The sequence below is a fragment of the Pseudoalteromonas luteoviolacea NCIMB 1944 genome, assembly GCF_001625565.1.
GTDB lineage: Bacteria > Pseudomonadota > Gammaproteobacteria > Enterobacterales > Alteromonadaceae > Pseudoalteromonas > Pseudoalteromonas luteoviolacea_F.
Window position 1 is genome coordinate 374547 of record NZ_AUXS01000016.1, and the last position, 22255, is coordinate 396801.

General features: G+C 43.6%; 18 protein-coding genes. 2 read left to right on the plus strand and 16 right to left on the minus strand.

Going from position 1 to position 22255, the window contains the following annotated elements; genetic code table 11:
• Positions 1-11: 11 nt before the first annotated feature.
• The 16 genes from dnaE to rpsB all read right to left on the minus strand — a co-directional run bounded on the left by dnaE (position 12) and on the right by rpsB (position 18362).
• Positions 12-3503 carry a DNA polymerase III subunit alpha gene (gene dnaE, locus N483_RS06455; RefSeq protein ID WP_023401865.1) on the minus strand — a complete coding sequence of 1164 codons (3492 nt, stop codon included), beginning with the start codon at positions 3501-3503 and terminating at the stop codon, positions 12-14.
• A gap of 2 nt (positions 3504-3505) precedes the next feature.
• Positions 3506-4099: a ribonuclease HII gene (rnhB, locus tag N483_RS06460; RefSeq protein ID WP_023401864.1), complete on the minus strand. Its 594-nt coding sequence runs from the start codon at positions 4097-4099 to the stop codon at positions 3506-3508.
• Positions 4089-5243 carry a lipid-A-disaccharide synthase gene (gene lpxB / locus N483_RS06465; RefSeq protein ID WP_023401863.1) on the minus strand — a complete coding sequence of 385 codons (1155 nt, stop codon included), beginning with the start codon at positions 5241-5243 and terminating at the stop codon, positions 4089-4091. Before lpxB ends, rnhB begins: the two co-directional genes overlap by 11 nt.
• A 112-nt stretch (positions 5244-5355) precedes the next feature.
• Positions 5356-6126: an acyl-ACP--UDP-N-acetylglucosamine O-acyltransferase gene (gene lpxA / locus N483_RS06470; RefSeq protein ID WP_023401862.1), complete on the minus strand. Its 771-nt coding sequence runs from the start codon at positions 6124-6126 to the stop codon at positions 5356-5358.
• Between the two features lie 2 nt (positions 6127-6128).
• On the minus strand, positions 6129-6581 hold the full coding sequence (fabZ, locus tag N483_RS06475) for a 3-hydroxyacyl-ACP dehydratase FabZ (RefSeq protein ID WP_023401861.1): 453 nt from the start codon (positions 6579-6581) through the stop codon (positions 6129-6131).
• 11 nt (positions 6582-6592) lie between these two features.
• Complete coding sequence (gene lpxD, locus N483_RS06480; protein ID WP_023401860.1) at positions 6593-7633, minus strand: UDP-3-O-(3-hydroxymyristoyl)glucosamine N-acyltransferase; 1041 nt, start codon at positions 7631-7633, stop codon at positions 6593-6595.
• Entirely contained in the window at positions 7633-8151 is a 519-nt protein-coding gene (locus tag N483_RS06485) for an OmpH family outer membrane protein (RefSeq protein WP_023401859.1), read from the minus strand. Before N483_RS06485 ends, lpxD begins: the two co-directional genes overlap by 1 nt.
• Before the next feature lie 11 nt (positions 8152-8162).
• Complete coding sequence (gene bamA, locus N483_RS06490) at positions 8163-10634, minus strand: outer membrane protein assembly factor BamA (protein WP_023401858.1); 2472 nt, start codon at positions 10632-10634, stop codon at positions 8163-8165.
• Between the two features lie 72 nt (positions 10635-10706).
• Positions 10707-12059 (minus strand): sigma E protease regulator RseP, encoded by a 1353-nt coding sequence (gene rseP / locus N483_RS06495; RefSeq protein ID WP_023401857.1) that lies wholly within the window; start codon positions 12057-12059, stop codon positions 10707-10709.
• Positions 12059-13267, minus strand: a complete 1209-nt coding sequence (gene ispC, locus N483_RS06500; RefSeq protein ID WP_023401856.1) for a 1-deoxy-D-xylulose-5-phosphate reductoisomerase — start codon at positions 13265-13267, stop codon at positions 12059-12061. The genes rseP and ispC overlap by 1 nt, the downstream gene beginning before the upstream one ends.
• Positions 13264-14130, minus strand: coding sequence for a phosphatidate cytidylyltransferase (locus N483_RS06505; protein ID WP_036977315.1), 867 nt, complete (start codon positions 14128-14130; stop codon positions 13264-13266). The genes ispC and N483_RS06505 overlap by 4 nt, the downstream gene beginning before the upstream one ends.
• An 11-nt stretch (positions 14131-14141) precedes the next feature.
• Positions 14142-14915 carry an isoprenyl transferase gene (locus tag N483_RS06510; protein ID WP_023401854.1) on the minus strand — a complete coding sequence of 258 codons (774 nt, stop codon included), beginning with the start codon at positions 14913-14915 and terminating at the stop codon, positions 14142-14144.
• 218 nt (positions 14916-15133) lie between these two features.
• Entirely contained in the window at positions 15134-15691 is a 558-nt protein-coding gene (gene frr / locus N483_RS06515) for a ribosome recycling factor (RefSeq protein WP_023401853.1), read from the minus strand.
• A gap of 104 nt (positions 15692-15795) precedes the next feature.
• The gene (gene pyrH / locus N483_RS06520) at positions 15796-16536 is read right to left on the minus strand and encodes a UMP kinase (RefSeq protein ID WP_023401852.1); all 741 of its coding nucleotides are present in this window, start codon (positions 16534-16536) and stop codon (positions 15796-15798) included.
• Between the two features lie 141 nt (positions 16537-16677).
• The gene (gene tsf / locus N483_RS06525; protein ID WP_023401851.1) at positions 16678-17529 is read right to left on the minus strand and encodes a translation elongation factor Ts; all 852 of its coding nucleotides are present in this window, start codon (positions 17527-17529) and stop codon (positions 16678-16680) included.
• A 104-nt stretch (positions 17530-17633) separates the two neighbouring features.
• On the minus strand, positions 17634-18362 hold the full coding sequence (gene rpsB, locus N483_RS06530) for a 30S ribosomal protein S2 (RefSeq protein ID WP_023401850.1): 729 nt from the start codon (positions 18360-18362) through the stop codon (positions 17634-17636).
• A gap of 290 nt (positions 18363-18652) precedes the next feature.
• Here rpsB and map point away from each other — a divergent pair, with 290 nt between their 5' ends.
• Both map and glnD read left to right on the plus strand, forming a co-directional pair.
• A complete protein-coding gene (gene map / locus N483_RS06535; protein WP_023401849.1) occupies positions 18653-19441 on the plus strand; it encodes a type I methionyl aminopeptidase in 789 nt (262 codons plus the stop codon).
• Between the two features lie 191 nt (positions 19442-19632).
• Entirely contained in the window at positions 19633-22251 is a 2619-nt protein-coding gene (glnD, locus tag N483_RS06540; RefSeq protein ID WP_023401848.1) for a [protein-PII] uridylyltransferase, read from the plus strand.
• Positions 22252-22255: the final 4 nt, after the last annotated feature.

The window sequence follows — 22255 nt, forward strand, 5'->3', positions numbered from 1 at the left end:
TTTGAGCTGAATTAGTCGAATATCAATTCAACTTCTTGCCCTGTGAGCTTTTTCAACGCTCGGATCAGCTCATCACTGGGCGTCACACACCACTGTGTACCTAACGTCAAATCAGCCGTCGCATCGGGTCGATGGTATTCTATAATCACTTGGCACGTACCAAACTTATATGGCTCAAGTACACGTTTTAGATCTTCGCCAAAGCCTGCGTCAATTTGCGTCATACTGAGTGTCATTTTAAGTGCATTGATGCGCTTTTCTCGCGCTTGAGCAATGGTATTCACGTCTCTGGCGGTCATGGTTATCCCCCCGGAGAAGTTATCAAAACTCACTTGTCCGGTGATCACCAATACCTGATTAACCTGTAGCAACTCTTCGTACATTTCAAACTGCTCAGGGAAGAAACGAACATCAATACGCGCACTCTTATCGTCTAACGTGATCAATCCCCAGCGATTGCCCTTTTTGTTTATTAACGTGCGGGCGTTAATGACAAGTCCGGCAGCAGTCGATTGCATATCCCTATTTGTAGGCTGTAAATCCACTAACTTGCCTGAGGTATAATGCTTTAATTCTTTACGGTATTGATTAATTGGATGACCGGTCAAATATAACCCAAGGGTCTCTTTTTCACCATGTAACCATTCGTTATCACTCAGCGGCGGTGCATGTACAAAGGCCTGTGCCACCTCATCTGGTTCAACAGCAAGTAAGCCAAATAAGTCGGACTGACCAAGTTGCTCTGCCTTGTGGTGCTGCTCGGCGGACTTCATAGCGTCTTTTAAGCTTGCCAGTAAAGTGGCGCGGCCGCCTTGCTTTTTCTCTGGACCAAGCTTATCTAGTGCACCCGCATAAATAAGCTTTTCAATTACACGACGGTTCAACCGTTTCAGATCAACACGCGCACAAAAATCAAATAGGTCTTTAAACTCACCGCCTTGTTCACGCGCTTCCAAAATGGCTTCTACAGGGCCTTCACCGACCCCTTTTATAGCGCCAATACCGTAAACAATTTCCCCTTGTAGATTAACAGCAAACTTGTACACGCCTGCATTTACATCAGGTGGGAGCAAGGTCAATTTCATGTTTTCACATTCATCAACCAAGGTGACGATTTTGTCGGTGTTATCCATATCTGCCGACATAACCGCAGCCATAAACTCTGCGGGAAAGTGGGTTTTCATCCATAGCGTTTGATAAGAAACAAGCGCGTAGGCAGCCGAGTGAGATTTGTTAAAACCGTAGCCCGCAAACTTTTCTACAAGATCGAAGATCTTCATCGCAAGTTCGCCGTCAACACCGTTATTTATTGATCCCTCTTCAAAGGTTGAACGCTGCTTTGCCATTTCCTCAGGTTTTTTCTTACCCATCGCACGACGTAATAAGTCAGCGCCACCAAGGCTATAGCCCGCCAATACCTGGGCGATTTGCATTACCTGTTCCTGATACAGGATGATCCCGTAGGTTGGCTCTAGAATTGGAGCCAAGCTCTCGTGCTGATATTGTGCATCCGGAAATGATATTTCTTCTCGACCGTGCTTACGGTCGATAAAGTTATCTACCATCCCCGATTGCAGAGGACCTGGACGGAAAAGTGCAACCAGTGCGATCATATCCTCAAAGCAGTCCGGCTTTAGACGGCGAATAAGATCTTTCATACCACGCGATTCTAGCTGGAAAACGGCGGTTGTTTCGGCTCTGAGTAACACTTCAAAGCTGGCATGGTCGTCAAGTGGGATAGCATTTATATCGACAAATGATTTCCCTTCACGCGCCAAGCGCTCATTGGCCATGTCCAACGCCCATTGTAAGATCGTCAAGGTTCTTAGACCAAGGAAGTCAAACTTAACCAGACCGGCTGTCTCTACGTCGTTTTTATCGAACTGCGTAACCGGGAATTTACCCTCTTCGTCACAGTAAAGTGCGGCAAAGTCAGTAATACTGGTTGGCGAGATAACAACACCACCTGCGTGTTTACCTGCGTTACGAGTACAGCCTTCAAGGATGCGGCATTTATCGATTAACTCTTTAACCTCGTCATCGCCATCATAAGCTTCTGGCAGCCTTGGTTCGACTTCAAAAGCTTTGGCAAGTGTCATACCCGGATCGCCCGGTACTAACTTTGAAATACGATCGACAAAGCCGTAAGGGTGTCCGAGTACTCGACCTACATCTCGAATTACGGCTTTGGCCGCCATGGTACCAAACGTGATGATCTGTGATACCGCTTGTCGCCCGTATAGTTTGGCAACGTGATCGATTACCTCATCTCGTCTATCCATACAGAAGTCGACGTCAAAGTCAGGCATTGATACACGTTCTGGGTTCAAGAATCGTTCGAATAGTAAGTCGAACTCAAGTGGGTCAAGATCTGTGATTTTGAGTGCATAAGCAACCAGTGAACCTGCACCCGAGCCTCGACCAGGGCCAACTGGAATATTGTTATCTTTGCTCCACTGGATGAACTCCATTACGATTAAGAAGTAACCTGGGAATCCCATTTGGTTGATTACATCTAGCTCAATTCTGAGACGATCATCATATTCAACACGCTTAACTTTGCGGTCTTCTTCGTCAGGAAATAAAAATTGTAAACGCTCTTCAAGGCCATCCTCTGACACCTTAACCAAGAAATCGTCAATTTTTAAATCGCCAGTTGGATAGTCTGGTAGAAAGTATGTGCCTAACTGTACCGTCACGTTACAACGCTTGGCGATCTCAACTGTATTCTCAAGGGCTTCGGGAATATCACTGAACAGTTCAGCCATTTGTTCTGGCGTTTTTAGATATTGTTCCTTAGAAAAGCGTTTGGGTCTGTTTTTATCTTCTAGGGTGTAACCATCGTGAATAGCAACGCGGATCTCATGCGCTTCAAAGTCTTCTTCATGCAAGAAAACCACTTCATTGGTTGCTACAACAGGTAAGTTTCGCTCTGTTGCCAAGGCAACAGCAGCGTGCAAATACTCTTCTTCTTGCTCACGTTCAGTACGATGAAGCTCCAAATAATAATGATCTGCAAAGTGTTCTTCATAGAATGCGAGCGTGTCTGCTACAAGCTGCGGGTTGCCTTTGAGCAACGCCTTTCCGACATCGCCATCTTTCGCACCAGAGAGTAGGATCAACCCCTCTTTATATTGTGCTAACCACGCTTTGTCGACGACTGGGCGATGAAACACATGACCACGCAAAAAGGCTTCTGAAATCAGCAATGTCAGGTTTTTATAACCTTCATTGTTTTTTGCTAAAACCACTATACGGCAAGGTTCTTCAGGGAACTCATCACTTTTAAGCCACAGATCTGCGCCAACCATTGGCTTGATCCCTGCGCCATGAGCACCCCCATAAAAACGTACCAAACCACATAAGTTCATTTGGTCCGTAATTGCAAAGGCTGGCATTTCAAGCTCTTGCGCTCGAGCCACAATCGGCTTGGTTTTAGCCAAGCCATCTACCATAGAAAAATCGCTGTGTACGCGTAAATGTACAAAATTAGGCGTTGGCATAATTACGACTGCTCCGCTAGGATGCGCTGTACAGGCTTAAAGCTTTTTCGATGATGCGGCGTAACACCATGCTCGGCCAATGCTGCAAAATGCGCTTTGGTCGGATAACCTTTGTGACCAGCAAAACCAAACTCTGGATATTGTGCATCTAGTTCAATCATTTCATTATCACGCGTCACTTTAGCCAAAATAGACGCGGCACTGATCTCGGCTACTAAGCTATCCCCTTTGACCACGGCTTGTGCAGGAACTGAAATATCAGGTAGGCGATTGCCATCGACAAACACAAACTCAGCAGGGATTTTTAAACCTTCTACCGCACGTTTCATCGCCAACATAGTTGCGTGTAAAATATTCAGCTCATCGATCTCTTCGACAGTTGCGCGAGCAATACAGTAACACAGTGCCTTTTCTTTGATTTCCTCAGCAAGCGCGTTGCGTTTCTTTTCAGAGAGTTTTTTAGAGTCTGTTAGTCCTTCAATTGGTTTGGACGGATCTAAAATAACTGCGGCGGTTACCACATCACCAACAAGAGGGCCACGCCCAACTTCGTCTACACCCGCAATATGATTAACTTCTGGACGCTCAATCTGCATCTATAACCTCCGCAACAGCAACCGCTGCTTGTTCACTGGCATTCAAACGAATGTCTTTATGTATTTCATAAAAGCGCTCTATCAAGGCTGAGTTATCCCCTCTTAATAACGGCAATAGCGCATCTGTTAGCGCATCAGGGTTACAATCATCTTGTAAAAACTCAGCAACAAGCGGCGCATCAGCCAACAAATTAGGCAGTGAAAAGTGTTTAATGTTAAACGTGAAAAATGTGCTGAATATTTTGTAGCTTAGGGTTTTAAGGCGATAGCCAACCACCATTGGCTTTTTATACAGCATAGCTTCTAGGGTAGCAGTACCCGACGCCAATAACACCGCATCAGCAGCACTCATCGCCAATGAAGACTTGCCATCTAATAAGATGGGTCTCAGCTCTGGCGCGACTTTATTCAGTATTTGGGAAAATTGCTTTTGACGCTTTTCATTCACCAAAGGAACGACAATTTTTAAGTCTGGAATTTTATCTACCAACTGTTTTGCAGTCAGTAAATAGGTCTCACTCAATAGCCCTACTTCTGAGCCTCGACTCCCTGGAAGCAGCGCCAGCACGGTATCTGACTCACCTAACCCAATTTCACGCCTCGCAGCCAATGTATCTGATTCAAGTGGAATTTCATCCGCTAATGTATGACCCACAAATGTACACGGTACTTCATATTTGTCATAAAATGCTTTCTCAAATGGAAGTAGCGATAAAACCAAATTGGTTGCTTCTGCAATAGTATGGATGCGTTTTGGACGCCAAGCCCACACGGACGGGCTCACGTATTGAACAGTTTTAATACCTGCTGCCTTAAGTGGCTTTTCTACGCGAAGATTAAAATCAGGTGCATCAACACCAATAAAAACGTCTGGTGGGTTGTCGATAAAGTAATTTACCAGCTCTTTGCGGATCTTAAGCAACCTAGGGAGGCGCCCGAGCACTTCCACAAGTCCCATAACTGCCAACTCTTCCATATCAAATAGGCTTCGGCAGCCTTGCGCTTGCATTTTAGGGCCCGCGATACCGACAAATTGAGCATTGGGAAAGCGCTTTTTTAACGCCTTAATAAGGCCTGCGCCAAGGATATCGCCAGATAACTCGCCTGCGACGATCCCGACGGTGATTAATTTTTCGTTTGCCATTTTTGTTCTTCTAGAAAATAAAAAACGCCATACTAAGTATGGCGTTATTATATCAGAACCAGCTCTTTGTTATCTGATAAATTACAATAAGGCGACAAAGAGCGCGCTTGGATTAGCGAACTAGTCCGCGTTCTGATGTCGCAATAAAGTCAAGCATTTGCTGAACAGCAGGAAATTGCTTTGCCTCATCTTGTAATGCAGCGACAGCTTCATCCAATTTAAGTCCTTTGCGGAACAAAGTTTTGTATGCTCTGCGAGTTGCCATTACTTCGTCAGACTCAAAACCTCTTCGTTTTAAGCCCTCGGTGTTAATAGCAACAGGTCTTGCTGGTGTGCCTGTAGTCGTTACAAAAGGCGGGACATCTTGATTGACCCCTGAGTACATACCAACAAAGGCATGAGCACCCACTTTACAGAATTGGTGTACACCAGAGTTACCCGCAAGAATAACCCAATCACCAATATGAACATGACCAGCAACACTTGCGTTGTTCGCAAAAATTACGTTACTACCGATGACAGCATCATGTGCTACATGGGTATACGCCATGAATAAGTTGTTACTACCAATGATGGTCACACCTTGATCTTGGATAGTGCCACGGTGGATCGTTGCACACTCTCTGATCACATTGTTGTCACCAATAATCAATTTGGTTGGTTCATCCTTGTACTTTTTATCTTGACAGGCTTCGCCTACCGAAGCGAATTGGAAAATATGGTTTCCTGAACCTATCTCACTTGGGCCTTTAATTACGACGTGCGATTCTATTTTACAGTCGTCACCGATAACGACATCATTACCGATATAACTGTAAGGTCCAACCGAGACATTGTTTCCTAATTTAGCGCCAGGCTCAATAATTGCAGTAGGATGGATCACGCTTAAAACTCTCTTCTAGCACACATAATTTCAGCACTACACACAACATTGCCGTCAACTTTTGCCTCAGCTGAAAACTTCCAGATGTTGCGGCGCTCTTTAACAAACTGTACGTGTAAATGCATCGTATCACCAGGAACAACTGGCTGCTTAAATCTAGCGTTGTCGATGGCTGCAAATAAGTATAGCTCATTATCACTGCGGTTCTCGACAGTCTTAAAACCGAGTAGACCCGTTGCCTGAGCAAGTGCTTCTAAGATCATTACGCCTGGGAAAATCGGTTGATCAGGGAAGTGGCCGGTAAAGATTGGCTCATTTGCCGTCACATTTTTTACTGCGTGTAAATACTCTCCGGGCTTATGATCGACAACCTTATCCACTAGTAGCATAGGGTAACGATGAGGAAGTAACTTCAAGATTTCTTGAATATCAAAGCTGTTTAATTCGTTGGCCAAAATAGTACCTTTTATTTATCCGTATGTTGTAACTGCTCGGTAAGATTCTCGAGAGCTTTAATGCGCGCTTTAAAATCAGAAAGATTACGCAAATGGGCAATACTCTTGCGCCACTCTTTGTTGGTGGTATGTGGCATACCTGATGAGTACACTCCAGGCTTAGTGATGCCTTTAGTAACCATACTCATACCAGTAATCACAACGCCATCGCACACCTCGTTATGGCCGTTAATAGCTACCATGCCGCCGATTTGGCAGTACTTACCGATTTTTACGCTTCCGGCAAGTACCGTACAACCCGCTATTGCAGTGCCATAACCAACTTCAACGTTGTGTGCAATTTGAATTTGATTGTCGAGAATGACATTATCGTGAATGATTGTATTGTCAATCGCCCCTCGGTCAATTGAAGTACACGCACCGACTTCAACGCGATCACCAATGATCACAGTACCAATCTGTGGTATTTTGACCCACTCACCTGATTCATTAGCGTAGCCAAAGCCATCACTGCCAATCACACTGCCTGATTGAAACAAACAATGTTCGCCAATTTCTACTTCATGGTAAACTGTGACGTTGGCCCAGAGCTTCGTGCCAGCGCCAATACGTGCATGCTGTCCAATAAAACTGCCAGCGCCAATTTCAACATCGTCACCAATCACAGCACCAGCTTCTATAACAGCATTTGCGGCAATTTTAACATTGTTGCCTAAAGAGGCACTCTCATCTATCACTGCACTGCTGTGTATTGAGTTCGCCGCGCTTGGCGTTGTATCCATATATTGCGCAAGTTTTGCATAGGCCACGTACGGGTTATCACAAATGAGTTTGTTACCCGAAAAATAAGCCGCATCTTCCGCCGATAAGATCACAGCGCCAGCTTGCGTTGATTCAAGCTGGCTGCGGTATTTTTTATTTGCCAAAAATGCGATGTCTTGATCTTTCGCATTGAGTAAAGTGGCAATTTTTACAATTGGCTGATCCGCATTCCCCTCAAGGGTTGCTCCTAAATGATCAGCCAGTTGCGACAACGTATAGTGTTTAGTCATTACTTTTTGCTAACTGCTTCAACAATATCATCCGACAGATCGCTAACTTTATCAGGGTTGAAGTAGATTGTCGTTTCTTTTAGTCTAACTTCGTCAAACTTTCCTTTTTTAGCAACATTTTCAATTGCATCTAGGATCAGTTTTTGTATTTTTGCTAACTCTTGGTTTTGACGCTGTTTAATTTCTTGCTCAAGCGGGCGACCTTTCTCAGCAAGTGTTTTTTGCATGCCTTGGATTTTGTTGCGTAGCGCTGTTTTTTGCTCTTCGCTCATTGTCGCACTTTCACGCTTAAACTTTTCAGCTTCAAAACGGATGTCACCTTGTAGTTTTTCAAGTTCTTGGCGACGCTCTGAGAATTCACTTTTCAAAGTTTGTTCAATTTTTGCCATTTGTGGCAACTGCGAGTAAACAGTCTGCATATCAACAATGCCCACTTTATGTGCAAATGCATTGATTGAGTTACCCATTAATAACGCTGCTAAAATACCCATAGCAGAGGTTTTAAAAATCTTTTTCACAATTAAACTCCTTAGAATGTATTACTGATGTTGAAGCTGATGTTCTTAGTATCATCGTCATCTTCTTTCTTCAGCGGATACGCAAAACTAATTAACATTGGTCCCATCGGTGAGATCCATTGAATAGACATACCGGTTGAAACCCTAAAACGGCTTGGATCAGAGAAATCAGACAGTTGATTATACTGATGCTCTGGCAGGTTTGCGTAGCGGTCTACGTCAAACTCAGTATCCCAAACGTTTGCCGCATCGACAAAGAAACTCGTTCTAACAGAACTTGTGTTTTCGTCATCTAGGAATGGTGTCGGCACAATCATTTCAGCACCAAATACGGCTTTCGCATTACCACCAATACGACCAGCTGTAATCAATTGGTCGAACGCTGGATCGCCCCCGATAATGTTACTATCCGAGCCATCTGGGAGAGGAGAACCAATAATAGATTGAGGTCTACGTTGTACCGCAAGTGGTAGTATCGTATTTCGCTCAAAACCTCTCAATTCCATCTCGGTGATACGATAGAACTCTTGGAACGGAAGAACTTGATCAAAGCCATTTTCCGAACCGTAACCATTACCATATGCCAATGATGCTCTGGTTGAGAACACCCAACGGTGATCATTACTCACAGGCCAATAAAAACGCGAATCGTAACTTAATTTAAAGTAATTTAAATCTGAGTTTGGCGTCGTAATATTAAAGTTGGCATTTTGACGAGAGCCATCTGTTGGGAACATACCACGGTTTACTGTAATACGTGACCAGCCAATCCCTAACTCATACTTAGTGAAATCATACCCACCATCTGGGTCATTTGGATCTTGGAAGGTTAGTCTGAGAACTCGAGTCTGTTCATAATCAGCGATTCGGTCAAGTTCTTCTTCAACCCAACGGAAACTAAAGTTCAAACGGTTAACCGGGTTAATTGGAATACCAAAATGCGTACCAATACCGTAACTACGAGAGTCGTAATCAATTAGACCAATTTCAGAACCATCAAACTTACTGAAGAAGACACTACTACCTTGAGAAATACCATCAGGCGTGAAATATGGATCTGTGTACGATACGCTATAGCGTGTAGACGCCTTTGACGTATTGACGTTAAACGCGACTTGGTCACCAGAGCCTAAAAAGTTTGACTCACTCACACCGACATTAAACTGTAAGCCCGCATAAGAACCGTACGCAACACCTGCTTGGAAACTACCAGCAGGTTGTTCTTTAACGTTAAAATCTACATCTACTTGATCGTCCACACCAGGGATTGGTTTGACTTCAAAATCCACGGTCTCCATGTACGGTAGACGTTGAATTTGCAGTTTAGAACGCTCAAGGCTTTGATTAGATAGCCACGCACCTTCAAGTTGTGTCATTTCTCTTCGAACAACGTGATCGGCTGTACTTTGGTTACCATTGACAAGAATACGACGAACATAAACACGCTTGCCCGGATCTACGGATAAGGTTAAATGCACTTCTTTGTTTTCATCATCAATATCTGGAATTGTACGTACTTCAGCATTGGCATAACCAAAGCGTGCTAAGTAACCCTTGATGAATTCTTCTGATGAAGTAACCAATGAACCGTTATATAGCTCACCAGACTTTAACGGAATGACGCTTTCTATCAACTCTTCACGTCCAAGTAAATCACCGATAAAGTCAAACCCTTTAACCGTGTACTTTTCACCTTCTGAGATGTTTGCGGTCACGTAAACTGACTCGCGCTCAGGGCTAACAGAAACTTGCGTTGAGTCGATATTAAATCTCAAATAGCCTCGATCAAGATAGTAGCTACGGATTTTCTCCAAATCGCCTTCAATCGTTTGCTTTTGATAACGATCGCTAGACAAGAACTTCCACCAAGGTAAATCTTGCTGAGACTCCACTAGTCGAAGTAATTGCTCGTCAGAGAATAATTCATTACCAACAAGGTTAATCTGACGCACAGAAGCTGCATCGCCTTCATCAAACTCAAACTTAAGCTTAACTCGGTTACGTGGCAACTCGACAATGCTTACTTCCATTTTTGCATTGTATTTACCAATACTATGGAAGAACTCGATAAGACCTTTTTCAATCCCGTCGATAACCGTTCTATCTAGAGTTTCACCTGTTCGAATGTCTTTACCATCCAAACTTTCCTGCAACTGTTCATCTTTTATGTCTTTGTTGCCATCAAATTCAATTGAAGCGATGGTTGGACGCTCTTTCACCTTGAAAACAATTTGATTACCATCACGGTAAGCAGAAATATCGTCGAAATGCCCTGATGAAAACAGCGCCTTAATGGTTTTTGAAACCGTATAGTTATCAACTTCATCACCAACGTTAATTGGAATATGAGTCAAGGCTGCACCTAGTGCAACACGTTGTAACCCTTCAACTTTTAAATCTTCTACGATAAAGGAGTTTTGCCCTAGAGCAGCAAAACTAGCGCCAAGTAAACTCGTTACAGCTAAATGTTTTTTTATAGGCATTTTGTTATCTTTATCCTTTACAGCTTACGGCGAACTACGCGCCACGTGCGCTACCGCCCTTATTCTAAGAGCCTAGAGCCTCGATACATCATTAAACAGTGCAAAACAGGTCAGTGCCAGCAACATCATTGCTCCCAGCTTATAACCTAACTCTTGTGTCTTTTCAGAGACCGGTTTTTTTCGAATTAGTTCAATTAAGTAATACATCAAATGTCCGCCATCCAACATCGGCAGTGGTAAAAGGTTAAAAACCCCTAAGTTGACGCTTATCAGAGCTAGAAAGCTCAAAAAGGCAACTAATCCATAACTAACACTGTCACCAGCCCCTACTGCAATTCCAACAGGCCCACTGATATTTTTCACAGAGACTTGGCCTGTGATCAGGTTGCCTATCATATCGAAGCTCAGCATGGTCAGGGCATAGGTTTTCTGAACGCCAAGCACGATACTATCGAACACACCATACTGTCTAGTCTCAATGTACCCTGAAGGCCAACTTTTCTGTCTAGGTACAACCCCTAAATACCCAATGGATGTTCCCTGCGAAGTTTCACGGGCATCTGGTGTAATATTCAACGTTACTGTCTGATTGTCTCTCAGTACAGTGAGCACACTTTGTTTGTTGGGTGATAACTGGACTAGCTCGACAAATTGTGACCAACTAGAAACCTGCTCTTGGTTAAACGATACGACCACATCGCCAACTTGCACGCCCGCTTTTTGAGCAGCTGAGTGTTCTGCTACCAATGCTAGCTCTGTTGTAATATCAGGCCGATATGGCGTTATACCGATTGACGTCAATGGCGCTACATCCCGCTCATCTAGCTTCCAACCATCGACATTGAGTGTTCTTATCGCAATTTGGCCTTGTTTGTCTGTCACCTTAATATCTAAGCGCTGCTCACCGAGGCTTGATATCACTGCAAAGTTTACATCTTGCCAAGAGGTGACTTCTTCGTCTGCGATACGTTTGATGACATCTCCCGGTTGCACTCCTGCTTGATAGGCAATTGAGTTTGGTACAATAGTACCGACCACAGGCTTTATATTCTGTACGCCGATGATATACATTATTGCTAACGCAAATATTGCAAACAAGAAATTAGCCAATGGTCCAGCAACAGCAACCGCCATTCTGGCGTAGACGGACTTACTATCTAAGGTGCGCGTTCGGTCATGTTCTGCCACATCATCCACGCGAGAGTCCAACATTCTGACATAACCACCTAAGGGGATCACTGAAATGGCGTATTCTGTGCCGAGTTTGTCGTACCAAGTGATAAGAGGCTTACCAAAGCCTATTGAGAAACGCAGAACTTTCACACCGGCTTTTCTGGCAACCCAAAAGTGTCCATATTCATGTACTGCGACTAAAATACTGAGCGCAACAACGAAAGAACCAAGATTCCAGAAAAAATCAATCATTAGCGCATCTGCCTCATAACAAGTTCATTAGCACATCTGCGAGCTTCTGAGTCTGCGTCCATGATCTCCTCCAATGAGTTCACTTCACTCAGTGCACTCATTGACAAAACTTGCTCATTCACTTTGAAAATATCCATAAAGCCAATTTGGTTTTTCAAAAACGCTGCCACTGACACTTCATTCGCGGCATTGAGCGTAGTCGTGGCGGCTTGGCCTAGACGACACGCTTCTATTGCTAATTTTAAATTTGGATAGCGAGCGTAGTCTGGCTCGGTAAACGTAAAATCTCTCATGTCAGAAAAATCGAGAGGCTTTACACCCGCATCAATGCGCTCAGGGTAAGCTAACCCGTATGCAATAGGTGTTCGCATATCTGGCTGTCCCATTTGAGCGATAACAGAACCATCTTGATACTGTACCATTGAGTGGATCATGCTCTGCGGGTGGATCACGACCTCTATATCATCAGCCTGACAATCAAATAACCACTTGGCTTCGATAAACTCAAGGCCCTTATTCATCATCGTAGCAGAATCAACGGAGATTTTTTGGCCCATAGACCAATTCGGGTGAGCGACGGCTTCTGCAACCGTAACAGCATCTAGCGTTTTTATATCGCGGTTTAAGAAAGGTCCACCAGATCCCGTTAAGAGTATTTTTCGTATCCCCAAAGGCGCAAAGTTGGTTTGAATACCTTGTTGCATTTGACGAGGCATGCATTGAAATATTGCGTTGTGCTCACTGTCTATCGGCAGTAGTGTCGCACCGTGGCGCTTCACTTTATCCATAAACAACTTGCCAGACATGACCAATGACTCTTTGTTGGCCAGTAATACTTTTTTGCCAGCCTCGACCGCAGCTAATGTCGGCAGTAGCCCCGCAGCGCCAACAATGGCAGACATCACAATATCTACATCACTGTGCGCTGAAACGTCGCACATGGCTTGGGTGCCGCTAAGGACTTCTGTGTCTACATCCTGCAAGCGCGTTCTCAAAGACCGAGCTGCGGCTTCGTCATGCATAACCACATATTTAGGTTTGTGGAGTATGACTTGTTGGTGAACCACATCGACGTTTTTACCGGCAACAAGAGCAAAAACATTAAAGCGTTCTTTGTTTCGGCTGATTACATCTAAGGTTGATGTACCGATAGAGCCACTAGAACCGAGTATAACTACTTGCTCAGTCACTGACTTTACTGCGCTCATAACGTCACCGTCCACGCATAAAGTAACGCGAATATAGGTGCCGCAGCTGTCAGGCTATCTATGCGATCTAAAATTCCGCCGTGACCAGGCAAGCAACTTCCTGAGTCTTTCAACCCTGCTTCTCGTTTAAACATACTCTCAAGCAGATCACCAATCGCCGAAAATAGCGCAATAACGACCGTCAATAAACCGTACATTAACCAGTGTTTGTGTCCAACGTCTGCGCAAAAACAAAAAATTAAAACAAACACAACAGCCGTAAGCAGCCCACCAATAAGCCCTTCGATTGTTTTGTTCGGGCTCACATTTGGCATAAGCTTTCTCTTACCGAGATTTTTACCGGCAAAATAAGCACCAATATCTGCACTCCAAACAATGCCCAGCACGACCATAATTAACACTGAACCAAACTGTTCAGACGAATGGTATTCTGCGCTTCTTAGGACATTCAAAGCTAGCCATAAAGGGATGAGCGTTAAAAAGCCTGCGATCCCAGGCATAACCATCCCTTGGCTCCAAGACTTAGCCATTTTTGGATATCGCAGTACAAGCAGCGTCGCAACAATCCACCACGCCGCTGCAAGCGTAAATATATAATTGGCATCTGCGACTAACTTTTTCCCTTGCCAAAGACTTTCAATTGGCCAGTGAAAGTGCAATGTCGCAATCAATACACCCGTCACAGCAACATAGGCCAACCGATACAGTGGCTTGGTGATACCCATTAACGACGCCCATTCCCAGGCACCTAGTAACACAATTGATGCGGCTATCACACTAAATAGGTTCAGTGGGGTATAAAATACTAAAATTAGCGCCAGCGGTGCGAGCACAGCTGACGTCATAATGCGTTGTTTTAACAAACTGTATACCTTTAACTTGTTGAATTGCTCTCGGCGAGTAGTTGTTTTATTTGTTCACCTGTGCAACCAAAGCGCCTTTCTCTAGAAATATAGCAAGCGATAGCTTCTGAGAAAGCTTCTTCGTCAAAATCAGGCCAAAGAGTCTCTGTAAAATACAGCTCTGCGTATGCAGCTTGCCAGAGCAAGAAATTGCTTATCCGGTAATCTCCTCCAGTACGGATTAGAAGGTCTAGTGGGCTTTGATCAGCCATAGTTAGCTGTTTTGATAAAGCTTCTTCAGTGATATCAGCTACATCCAGCTCGCCACTTTTTACTTGTGATGCTAAAGATTGAGCTGCCGTGATGATATCCCATCGGCCTCCATAGTTTGCAGCGATATTTAATTGCAAGCCAGAATTCTCGGCAGTTAATGCATGAGCGCTGTGTACTTTATCTTGCAAGCTTTGAGGAAACTTTGATATATCGCCAATAATATTCAGTTTTACATTATTTTTATGTAACTTTTTTACTTCTTTACTCAAGACGAAAAGGAATAATTCCATCAAGGTACTGACTTCATCCTCAGGTCTACGCCAGTTTTCACTGCTAAATGCGAACAGAGTTAAAGACTCTATGCCTAATTTAGAGCAAAACTGTACAGCGCTGCGAACAGAGTCTACACCCTTTTTATGACCATAAGCTCTTGGGCGTTTACGGGCTTGAGCCCAACGTCCATTGCCATCCATAATTATGGCAACATGCTTTGGTAGTGATTGTTGAGAAATCGCGTCAGCGTTTAAAACCATAGTACTATTTTAAATAAAAAAAACGCCGCCTAGTATAGCGCAGTCGTCGCTGCAAACCTAATAAAATTCTTTATCTTCAAATTACAAAAAAACTGCTGAAATTTTACACCGAAACTTTATGAGTATGTAAATATCCTAAATCCGCAATAATTTTTACCTCTGAACACGAAAAAAGCCGCTATAAAGCGGCTCTTCGTTTAAAGCTTTGGTGGCTGGAATTAGATTTCCATCAGCTCAGCTTCTTTTGCACTTAACTGTGTGTCCATTTCTTTAATGTGCGCATCTGTGATCTTTTGGATTTGATCTTCAGCTTGGCGCGCTTCATCTTCAGAAATTTCTTTGTCTTTTAGTAGTGCTTTGATGTCACCATTCGCATCGCGGCGAATGTTACGCACTGCTACGCGGCCGCCTTCTACTTCGCCACGAACAATTTTGATTAAGTCTTTACGACGTTCTTCTGTAAGTGGAGGAAGCGGTACACGAATAACAGTGCCAGCTGACATTGGGTTTAGACCCAAATCAGAAGCCATAATCGCTTTTTCAACCGCTTGCGCTAATGACTTGTCGAAGACATTGATAGCAAGTGTACGAGAATCTTCAACAGTTACGTTCGCAACCTGGTTAAGTGGCGTATCAGCGCCATAGTATGAAACTGAAATACCATCAAGTAGTGCTGGATGAGCACGACCAGTGCGAATTTTAGATAGTTGGCTAGCTAGCGCTGCCACACTTTTTTTCATGCGCTCTTGAGCGTCTTTTTGGATATCATTAATCACAGTTGCAATCCTATTTTTACTGTTCCAACCTCTAGCTAAATCACGCTATTTAGGCTGGGTTATTCTAAGAGAATGGGGCCTCAAGCCCCATTCTCAATTGCTGTTTATTCCGCTGCTTTTTTCGACGTGATCAGGGTACCTTCATCTTCACCCATGATGACACGCTTCAAAGCACCTGGCTTGTTCATGTTAAATACGCTTAACGGCATATTGTGGTCACGAGCCAAAGTGAATGCAGCTAAATCCATTACTTTTAGTTCTTTATCAATTATTTCGTCATGAGTCAGCTGGCTATACAAAGTTGCTTCAGGGTTTTTAACAGGATCATCACTGTAAACACCGTCTACTTTCGTTGCTTTGATTACTGTATCAGCTTCAATTTCAATACCGCGTAAACACGCAGCTGAATCAGTGGTAAAGAATGGGTTGCCGGTACCTGCTGAAAAGATAACAACACGGCCTGATTTTAACAAGCTAATTGCCTCAGCCCAATTGTACGCATCACACACACCATTTAGTGGAATTGCAGACATCAAACGGGCATTAACGAACGCTCTGTGCAATGCATCGCGCATCGCCAAGCCATTCATCACTGTCGCTAACATGCCCATATGGTCACCAACAACACGGTTCATACCCGCTTCCGCTAATGATCCGCCGCGTAAAAAGTTACCGCCGCCGATAACCAAACCCACTTCTACGTCGAGTTCTACAAGCTCTTTGATTTCTTGCGCCATACGATCCAATACTTTTGGATCAATACCAAAGCCTTCATCTCCCATTAAAGCTTCACCGCTTAATTTAAGAAGAACGCGTCTAAAAACAGGTTTTCGATTGATAGTCATAATTTCCGGGCCAAGTTAAAATTGAGACAAAAAATAACCGCGCTTATGATAGACATAAATGCGCGGTTATTTTAGAGAATTTTCTTCATTGACGCAAAAGCAAATCAACACTTTTATGTCAATAAGATTATTCTATTGCGATTATTCGCCTTTTGCAGCAGCGATCTGTGCAGCAACTTCAGCAGCGAAGTCTTCTTCTTTCTTCTCGATACCTTCACCAACTTCTAGGCGAATGAATGAAGAAACAGTAGCACCTTTCTCTTTAAGGTACTCACCTACAGACTTCTTAGGCTCCATGATGAAAGCTTGACCAGTAAGAGAGATCTCACCAGTGAACTTCTTCATGCGGCCAACAACCATTTTTTCTGCGATTTCAGCAGGCTTGCCTTCGTTCATAGCGATTTCAACCTGAACCGCTTTTTCTTTCTCTACAACGTCAGCTGGTACGTCTTCTGGGTTTAGGTAGTCAGGCTTAGAAGCAGCAACGTGCATTGCAACGTGCTTAAGAGTTTCTTCGTCAGCATCACCAGTTACAACAACACCGATACGGTCGCCGTGACGGTATGCAGATAGCTTGTCACCATCGATGTACTCAACGCGACGAACGTTGATGTTTTCACCGATTTTAGCAACTAGAGCAACACGTGTTTCTTCGAACTTTGCTTGAAGGTCAGCAATTGTCGCTTTAGTAGCAACAGCGTCGTCAAGAACAGTGTTAGCGAAACCTAGGAAGTTTTCGTCTTTAGCAACGAAGTCAGTTTGACAGTTAACTTCAAGAAGTGCAGCGAAGCCTTCGCCTTGCTTGATAAGGATTGTACCTTCAGCAGCGATGTTACCTGCTTTTTTAGCAGCTTTAGCAGCACCACTTTTACGCATGTTTTCGATCGCTAGATCGATGTCACCGTTAGTTTCAGTTAGTGCTTTTTTACAATCCATCATGCCAGCGCCAGTACGCTCGCGAAGTTCTTTAACTAGGGCAGCAGTTACAGCCATTAGAATATCCTCAATTCTGAATTCGGTTTTTTGATAAGCGAATTACCGCTTGTAAAGAATATCAAGCCTTCATCACATTTGGATGAAGACTTGATGACAGCTAATTACTCAGCTTCTACGAAATCGTCGTTTTCTGCTTGAGCAACGATGTTGCTTTCACGACCTTCAGTGATAGCAGTTGCAACAGCTTTAGTGTAAAGCTGGATTGCGCGGATCGCATCGTCGTTACCTGGGATGATGAAGTCAACACCATCTGGGTTTGAGTTAGTATCAACAACAGATACTACTGGAATACCTAGGTTGTTAGCTTCGCGGATAGCGATGTGCTCGTGGTCAGCATCGATTACGAAGATAGCGTCAGGTAGACCGCCCATATCTTTGATACCGCCAAGGCTCTTCTCAAGCTTTTCCATTTCACGCGTTTTCATTAGCGCTTCTTTCTTAGTAAGCTTCTCGAAAGTACCGTCTTGGCTTTGAGTCTCAAGGTCTTTAAGACGCTTGATTGATTGACGAACTGTTTTCCAGTTAGTCAACATACCACCTAACCAACGGTGATTTACGTAGAACTGCTCACTTGAGATAGCTGCTTCTTTAACTGCTTCACCAGCTGCGCGCTTAGTACCAACGAAAAGGATTTTACCTTTGTTAGATGCAACGTTTGATAAAAACTTAAGTGCATCGTTGAAAAGTGGAACTGTCTTTTCTAGGTTGATGATGTGAACGCGGTTACGTGCACCGAAGATGAACGGCTTCATCTTAGGGTTCCAGTAACGTGCTTGGTGACCGAAGTGAACACCAGCTTGAAGCATATCGCGCATTGAAACGTTTGCCATTGTATTTTCCTCTATTTTAGTAGGGTTAGGCCTCCACATATCCCATAGCACCAACATGCTTATTGCGTATCTTTAACCGATACAAACATGCACCCAAGTGTATGTGTCGATATGTGTGTGTGTTAAAATTAAATTTTGCTTGTCTTAAGTACAAACAACCTCAAGATCAAATCTAGAAGATTTATTTGTAAAAAGACGGCGCGCTTTATACCATATAAAATAAATTAACTCAATGATGAGAACAAAAATTGCTCGTCATTGCTTTGTGAAAATTATGACTTGGAGTCTCAATGAGTGCAGTGATTAAAACCCCTGAAGAAATCGAAAAAATGCGTGTTGCCGGTAGGTTAGCGGCTGAAGTATTGGAAATGATCGAAGAGTATGTGAAGCCTGGGGTTACCACAGACGAATTAAACACAATTTGTCATAATTACATTGTGGATGTTCAAGGTTGCATTCCGGCGCCACTCAATTATCACGGATTTCCAAAGTCAATTTGTACCTCAGTTAACCATGTAATCTGTCACGGTATCCCAAATGAAAAGCCACTTAAAGAAGGCGACATTATCAATATTGATGTCACAGTCATCAAAGATGGTTACCATGGCGATACGTCAAAAATGTTCTACGTTGGCAAGCCAAGCATTCAAGGCAAGCGCCTAAGCGAAATCACTCAAGAGTCTCTTTACCTTGCTATTAAAATGGTAAAACCGGGTGTACGTCTTGGTGACATCGGTGCCGCAATTCAAAAATATGCTGAAGGTTTCAATTATTCAATCGTTCGTGAATATTGCGGTCACGGTATTGGCGCACAATTTCACGAAGACCCGCAAGTCATGCACTATGGTAAACCAGGTACAGGCGAAACCTTAAAAGCAGGTATGTGTTTAACAATCGAGCCTATGGTTAATGCTGGTAAACGCCAGTGTAAACTGCTCAAAGATGACTGGACAGTCGTAACTAAAGATCGCAGTCTATCCGCACAGTGGGAACACACCTTGTTGGTTACAGACAACGGTGTTGAAATCCTAACTCACCGTAAAGACGACACCATAGATCGTATTATTGAGCACGGATAATACAATTGTAGCTGCTTGCAAGGTCAAGCAGCTACCTACACAGCAACGGTCTAAAAATTGACATAATTTTAGGTAAAAATTACGCAATTAGATGACTTCTGAAATAAAACCAATAAAAACGCGCGCTCCCTGCTTCAAGTCATTCCAATATACAAGTAAACTGACTTTATCTCGTGTTCCAAGGATATCTCGTGGCGTTACCCAATAAAGTAAAGTTGCTGCTCGAACAAGCAGAACAGCTCAATGATTATAAAGGCTGCCTGACCTATTTTTATAAGTGGCTAAATAATCAGTTTTCAAAACAACCTGTTAGATTACTCATCAACGCTCGCTCTGAATTTATCGACACCCTGCTTAAGGAACTGTTTGTTCAAACTGGATTGTCTAAATTCCCTCAATTGGCATTGATTGGCATTGGTGGATACGGGCGTGGTGAACTCCACCCATTTTCAGATATTGACTTTCTGTTGCTTACAGATGGCGAACCCAGTGAAGAATTGCGACATGCATTAGAAGTGTTTGTTACCTATTTGTGGGATCTAAACCTCGATATCGGTCACAGTGTACGAACCCATGAGCAAGTCTTGGAGCAAAAACGTAAAGATGTTCACTTTACCACCAGCTTGCTTGAAAGCAGACTTATTTGCGGTAACCTTGTTGAGTTCGAACGGTTAAAAAGTCACATCGTCAAGACACCAATTTGGCGCTCAGACGACTTTTTTATCGCCAAAGTTAAAGAGCAAAAGTTACGACGAAAAAAATGCCACGGTACCGCCTATAACCTCGAGCCAAATATTAAAGAAAACCCTGGTGGACTCAGAGATCTGCAAACCATTTTTTGGGTCGCAAAAAAGCATTTCCACGCAGAAACGCTTGAGGAGCTAATCGGTCACGGTTATTTAACGCACGAAGAATATCAAGAGCTGATGGAATGTCTGGAAAACCTATGGAATATACGCTTTGCTTTACACCTTGCGGCTGGCCGTAGTGAAAACCGTTTGTTATTCGACTACCAGCCTCATGCTGCCGAATTGCTGGGCTTTGGCTCAGAAGGCAAACCGTCAGTTGAACGTATGATGAAACGCCTCTTCCGCATCATGAGCCGAGTGCGAGAAATGAATCAAATGCTGCTGGCTTATTTCGAGCAAAGTATTTTGCCGGAACAAGATGCACTTGTTATTACGCCTTTAGATGCGCACTTTGAGCGGATCGGGAACAAAATTCGAGTCAAAGACCCATCAGCCTTCTTTTTGAGAGAAAACCTCTTAGTGCTCTTTGAGCATATTGCTGATAACACTGATATCACCGACATTGATCCAAATACCATACGATCGGTTCGCCAAGTAAGAAGGCGCCTTCTTGGAGATTTGCAAGATTATGCAGCGTGTCGAGATGCATTTATGCGTCTGCTCAAACATCCAAATGGTATGGGTCGCGCTTTCACGCTCATGCACAAGCATGGGATCATTGCAGCCTACCTACCCCAGTGGCGTAGCATTTTCGGTCAAATGCAATTTGATTTATTCCATGCGTACACAGTCGATGAGCACACCCATAAACTGATCAATAATATTCATAAATATCGCGACAAGCAGCTTAACAAGGCGTTTCCAATTTGTGCTGAAATCATGACCCGCATGGATAAGCCTGAACTCCTTTATCTGGCTGGTATTTTCCATGACATTGCCAAAGGTAGAGGTGGTGACCACTCTGAATTAGGCGCTGTCGATGCCAACGCGTTTGCTAGCATGCATAAGTTAACGCCCTCTGACGCTAAGCTGGTCGCTTGGTTGGTAGAGCACCACTTGCTCATGTCTGTGACAGCACAGCGCAAAGATATTAATGACCCTGACGTTATCAATGAATTTGCCTCCAAGGTTAAAAACGAAAGGCAGCTAGATTATCTGTATTGCCTGACCGTTGCAGACATTCGTGCAACCAATGATAATTTGTGGAATGACTGGAAAAACACCCTGTTAAGAGAGCTCTATTTACATGCTCAAAGAGCTTTGAGGCTAGGCCTAGAACACCCAATGGATATGCGTGATCAGATACGAGATAAAAAAGCGCAAGCCATGCAAAGACTGATTGAGTCGGGACATTTAGAAGAAAAAGTAACCAAGCTTTGGTCTCGATTTAAACCCAACTATTTCACTGGCTTTAGTGAAGAACAAATCTCCTGGCAAAGTGAGTACCTACTTTCATTAAATGAGCAGAGTAAATCAGGCGTTGCTGTATCTGAAAAACCCATGCATGGCGGTACTCAGGTGTTTGTTTATGCACCATATGAAGCCAGTTTATTTGCCAAGTTAGTTTCAGTGATCGGAAGCAAAAAAGCGCAAATCCAACACGCTCAAGTCATGACTACAAAAGATGGCTATGTGGTCTTTAGTTTCGTTATATTGGAAGTCAATGGCGACGCCATCAGTGGCAGTAGAGCCAAAAACTTACGCCGCGGCCTCGATAGTATTCTCGCAGATCCTAAAAAGAAGATACGCTTAAAGAAAAACCGCTCGCAGCGCTTTAAAGATTTTAATATCAAACCAAAGGTTATTGTCCGTCCACATGCTCGTGATGATAGAAACTTAGTCGAGATTCAGGCTGTGGATATTCAGGGCCTATTAACCAAAATTGCGGAAGTATTGCAGGTTCACAACCTACATATCCACGCCGCGCGGATCACCACAGTGGGCGAACGCGCAGAGGACTTTTTCGTAGTCTCAAATGAACATTATTTAGCCTTGAGTGAAGATGAAAAAACAGCTTTACATCATTCACTTATGAAAAAATTAAACGCCGAATCTGAATAAACGA

What these genes read in the sequence shown, in the direction of transcription:
- ispC (WP_023401856.1), bottom strand. Translation starts at nt 13,267, where the DNA reads ATGAGCGCAGTAAAGTCAGTGACTGAGCAAGTAGTTATACTCGGTTCT.
- bamA (WP_023401858.1), bottom strand. Translation starts at nt 10,634, where the DNA reads ATGCCTATAAAAAAACATTTAGCTGTAACGAGTTTACTTGGCGCTAGT.
- rnhB (WP_023401864.1), bottom strand. Translation starts at nt 4,099, where the DNA reads ATGCAGATTGAGCGTCCAGAAGTTAATCATATTGCGGGTGTAGACGAA.
- lpxB (WP_023401863.1), bottom strand. Translation starts at nt 5,243, where the DNA reads ATGGCAAACGAAAAATTAATCACCGTCGGGATCGTCGCAGGCGAGTTA.
- rpsB (WP_023401850.1), bottom strand. Translation starts at nt 18,362, where the DNA reads ATGGCAAACGTTTCAATGCGCGATATGCTTCAAGCTGGTGTTCACTTC.
- map (WP_023401849.1), top strand. Translation starts at nt 18,653, where the DNA reads ATGAGTGCAGTGATTAAAACCCCTGAAGAAATCGAAAAAATGCGTGTT.
- pyrH (WP_023401852.1), bottom strand. Translation starts at nt 16,536, where the DNA reads ATGACTATCAATCGAAAACCTGTTTTTAGACGCGTTCTTCTTAAATTA.
- N483_RS06510 (WP_023401854.1), bottom strand. Translation starts at nt 14,915, where the DNA reads ATGGTTTTAAACGCTGACGCGATTTCTCAACAATCACTACCAAAGCAT.
- rseP (WP_023401857.1), bottom strand. Translation starts at nt 12,059, where the DNA reads ATGATTGATTTTTTCTGGAATCTTGGTTCTTTCGTTGTTGCGCTCAGT.
- lpxD (WP_023401860.1), bottom strand. Translation starts at nt 7,633, where the DNA reads ATGACTAAACACTATACGTTGTCGCAACTGGCTGATCATTTAGGAGCA.
- tsf (WP_023401851.1), bottom strand. Translation starts at nt 17,529, where the DNA reads ATGGCTGTAACTGCTGCCCTAGTTAAAGAACTTCGCGAGCGTACTGGC.
- dnaE (WP_023401865.1), bottom strand. Translation starts at nt 3,503, where the DNA reads ATGCCAACGCCTAATTTTGTACATTTACGCGTACACAGCGATTTTTCT.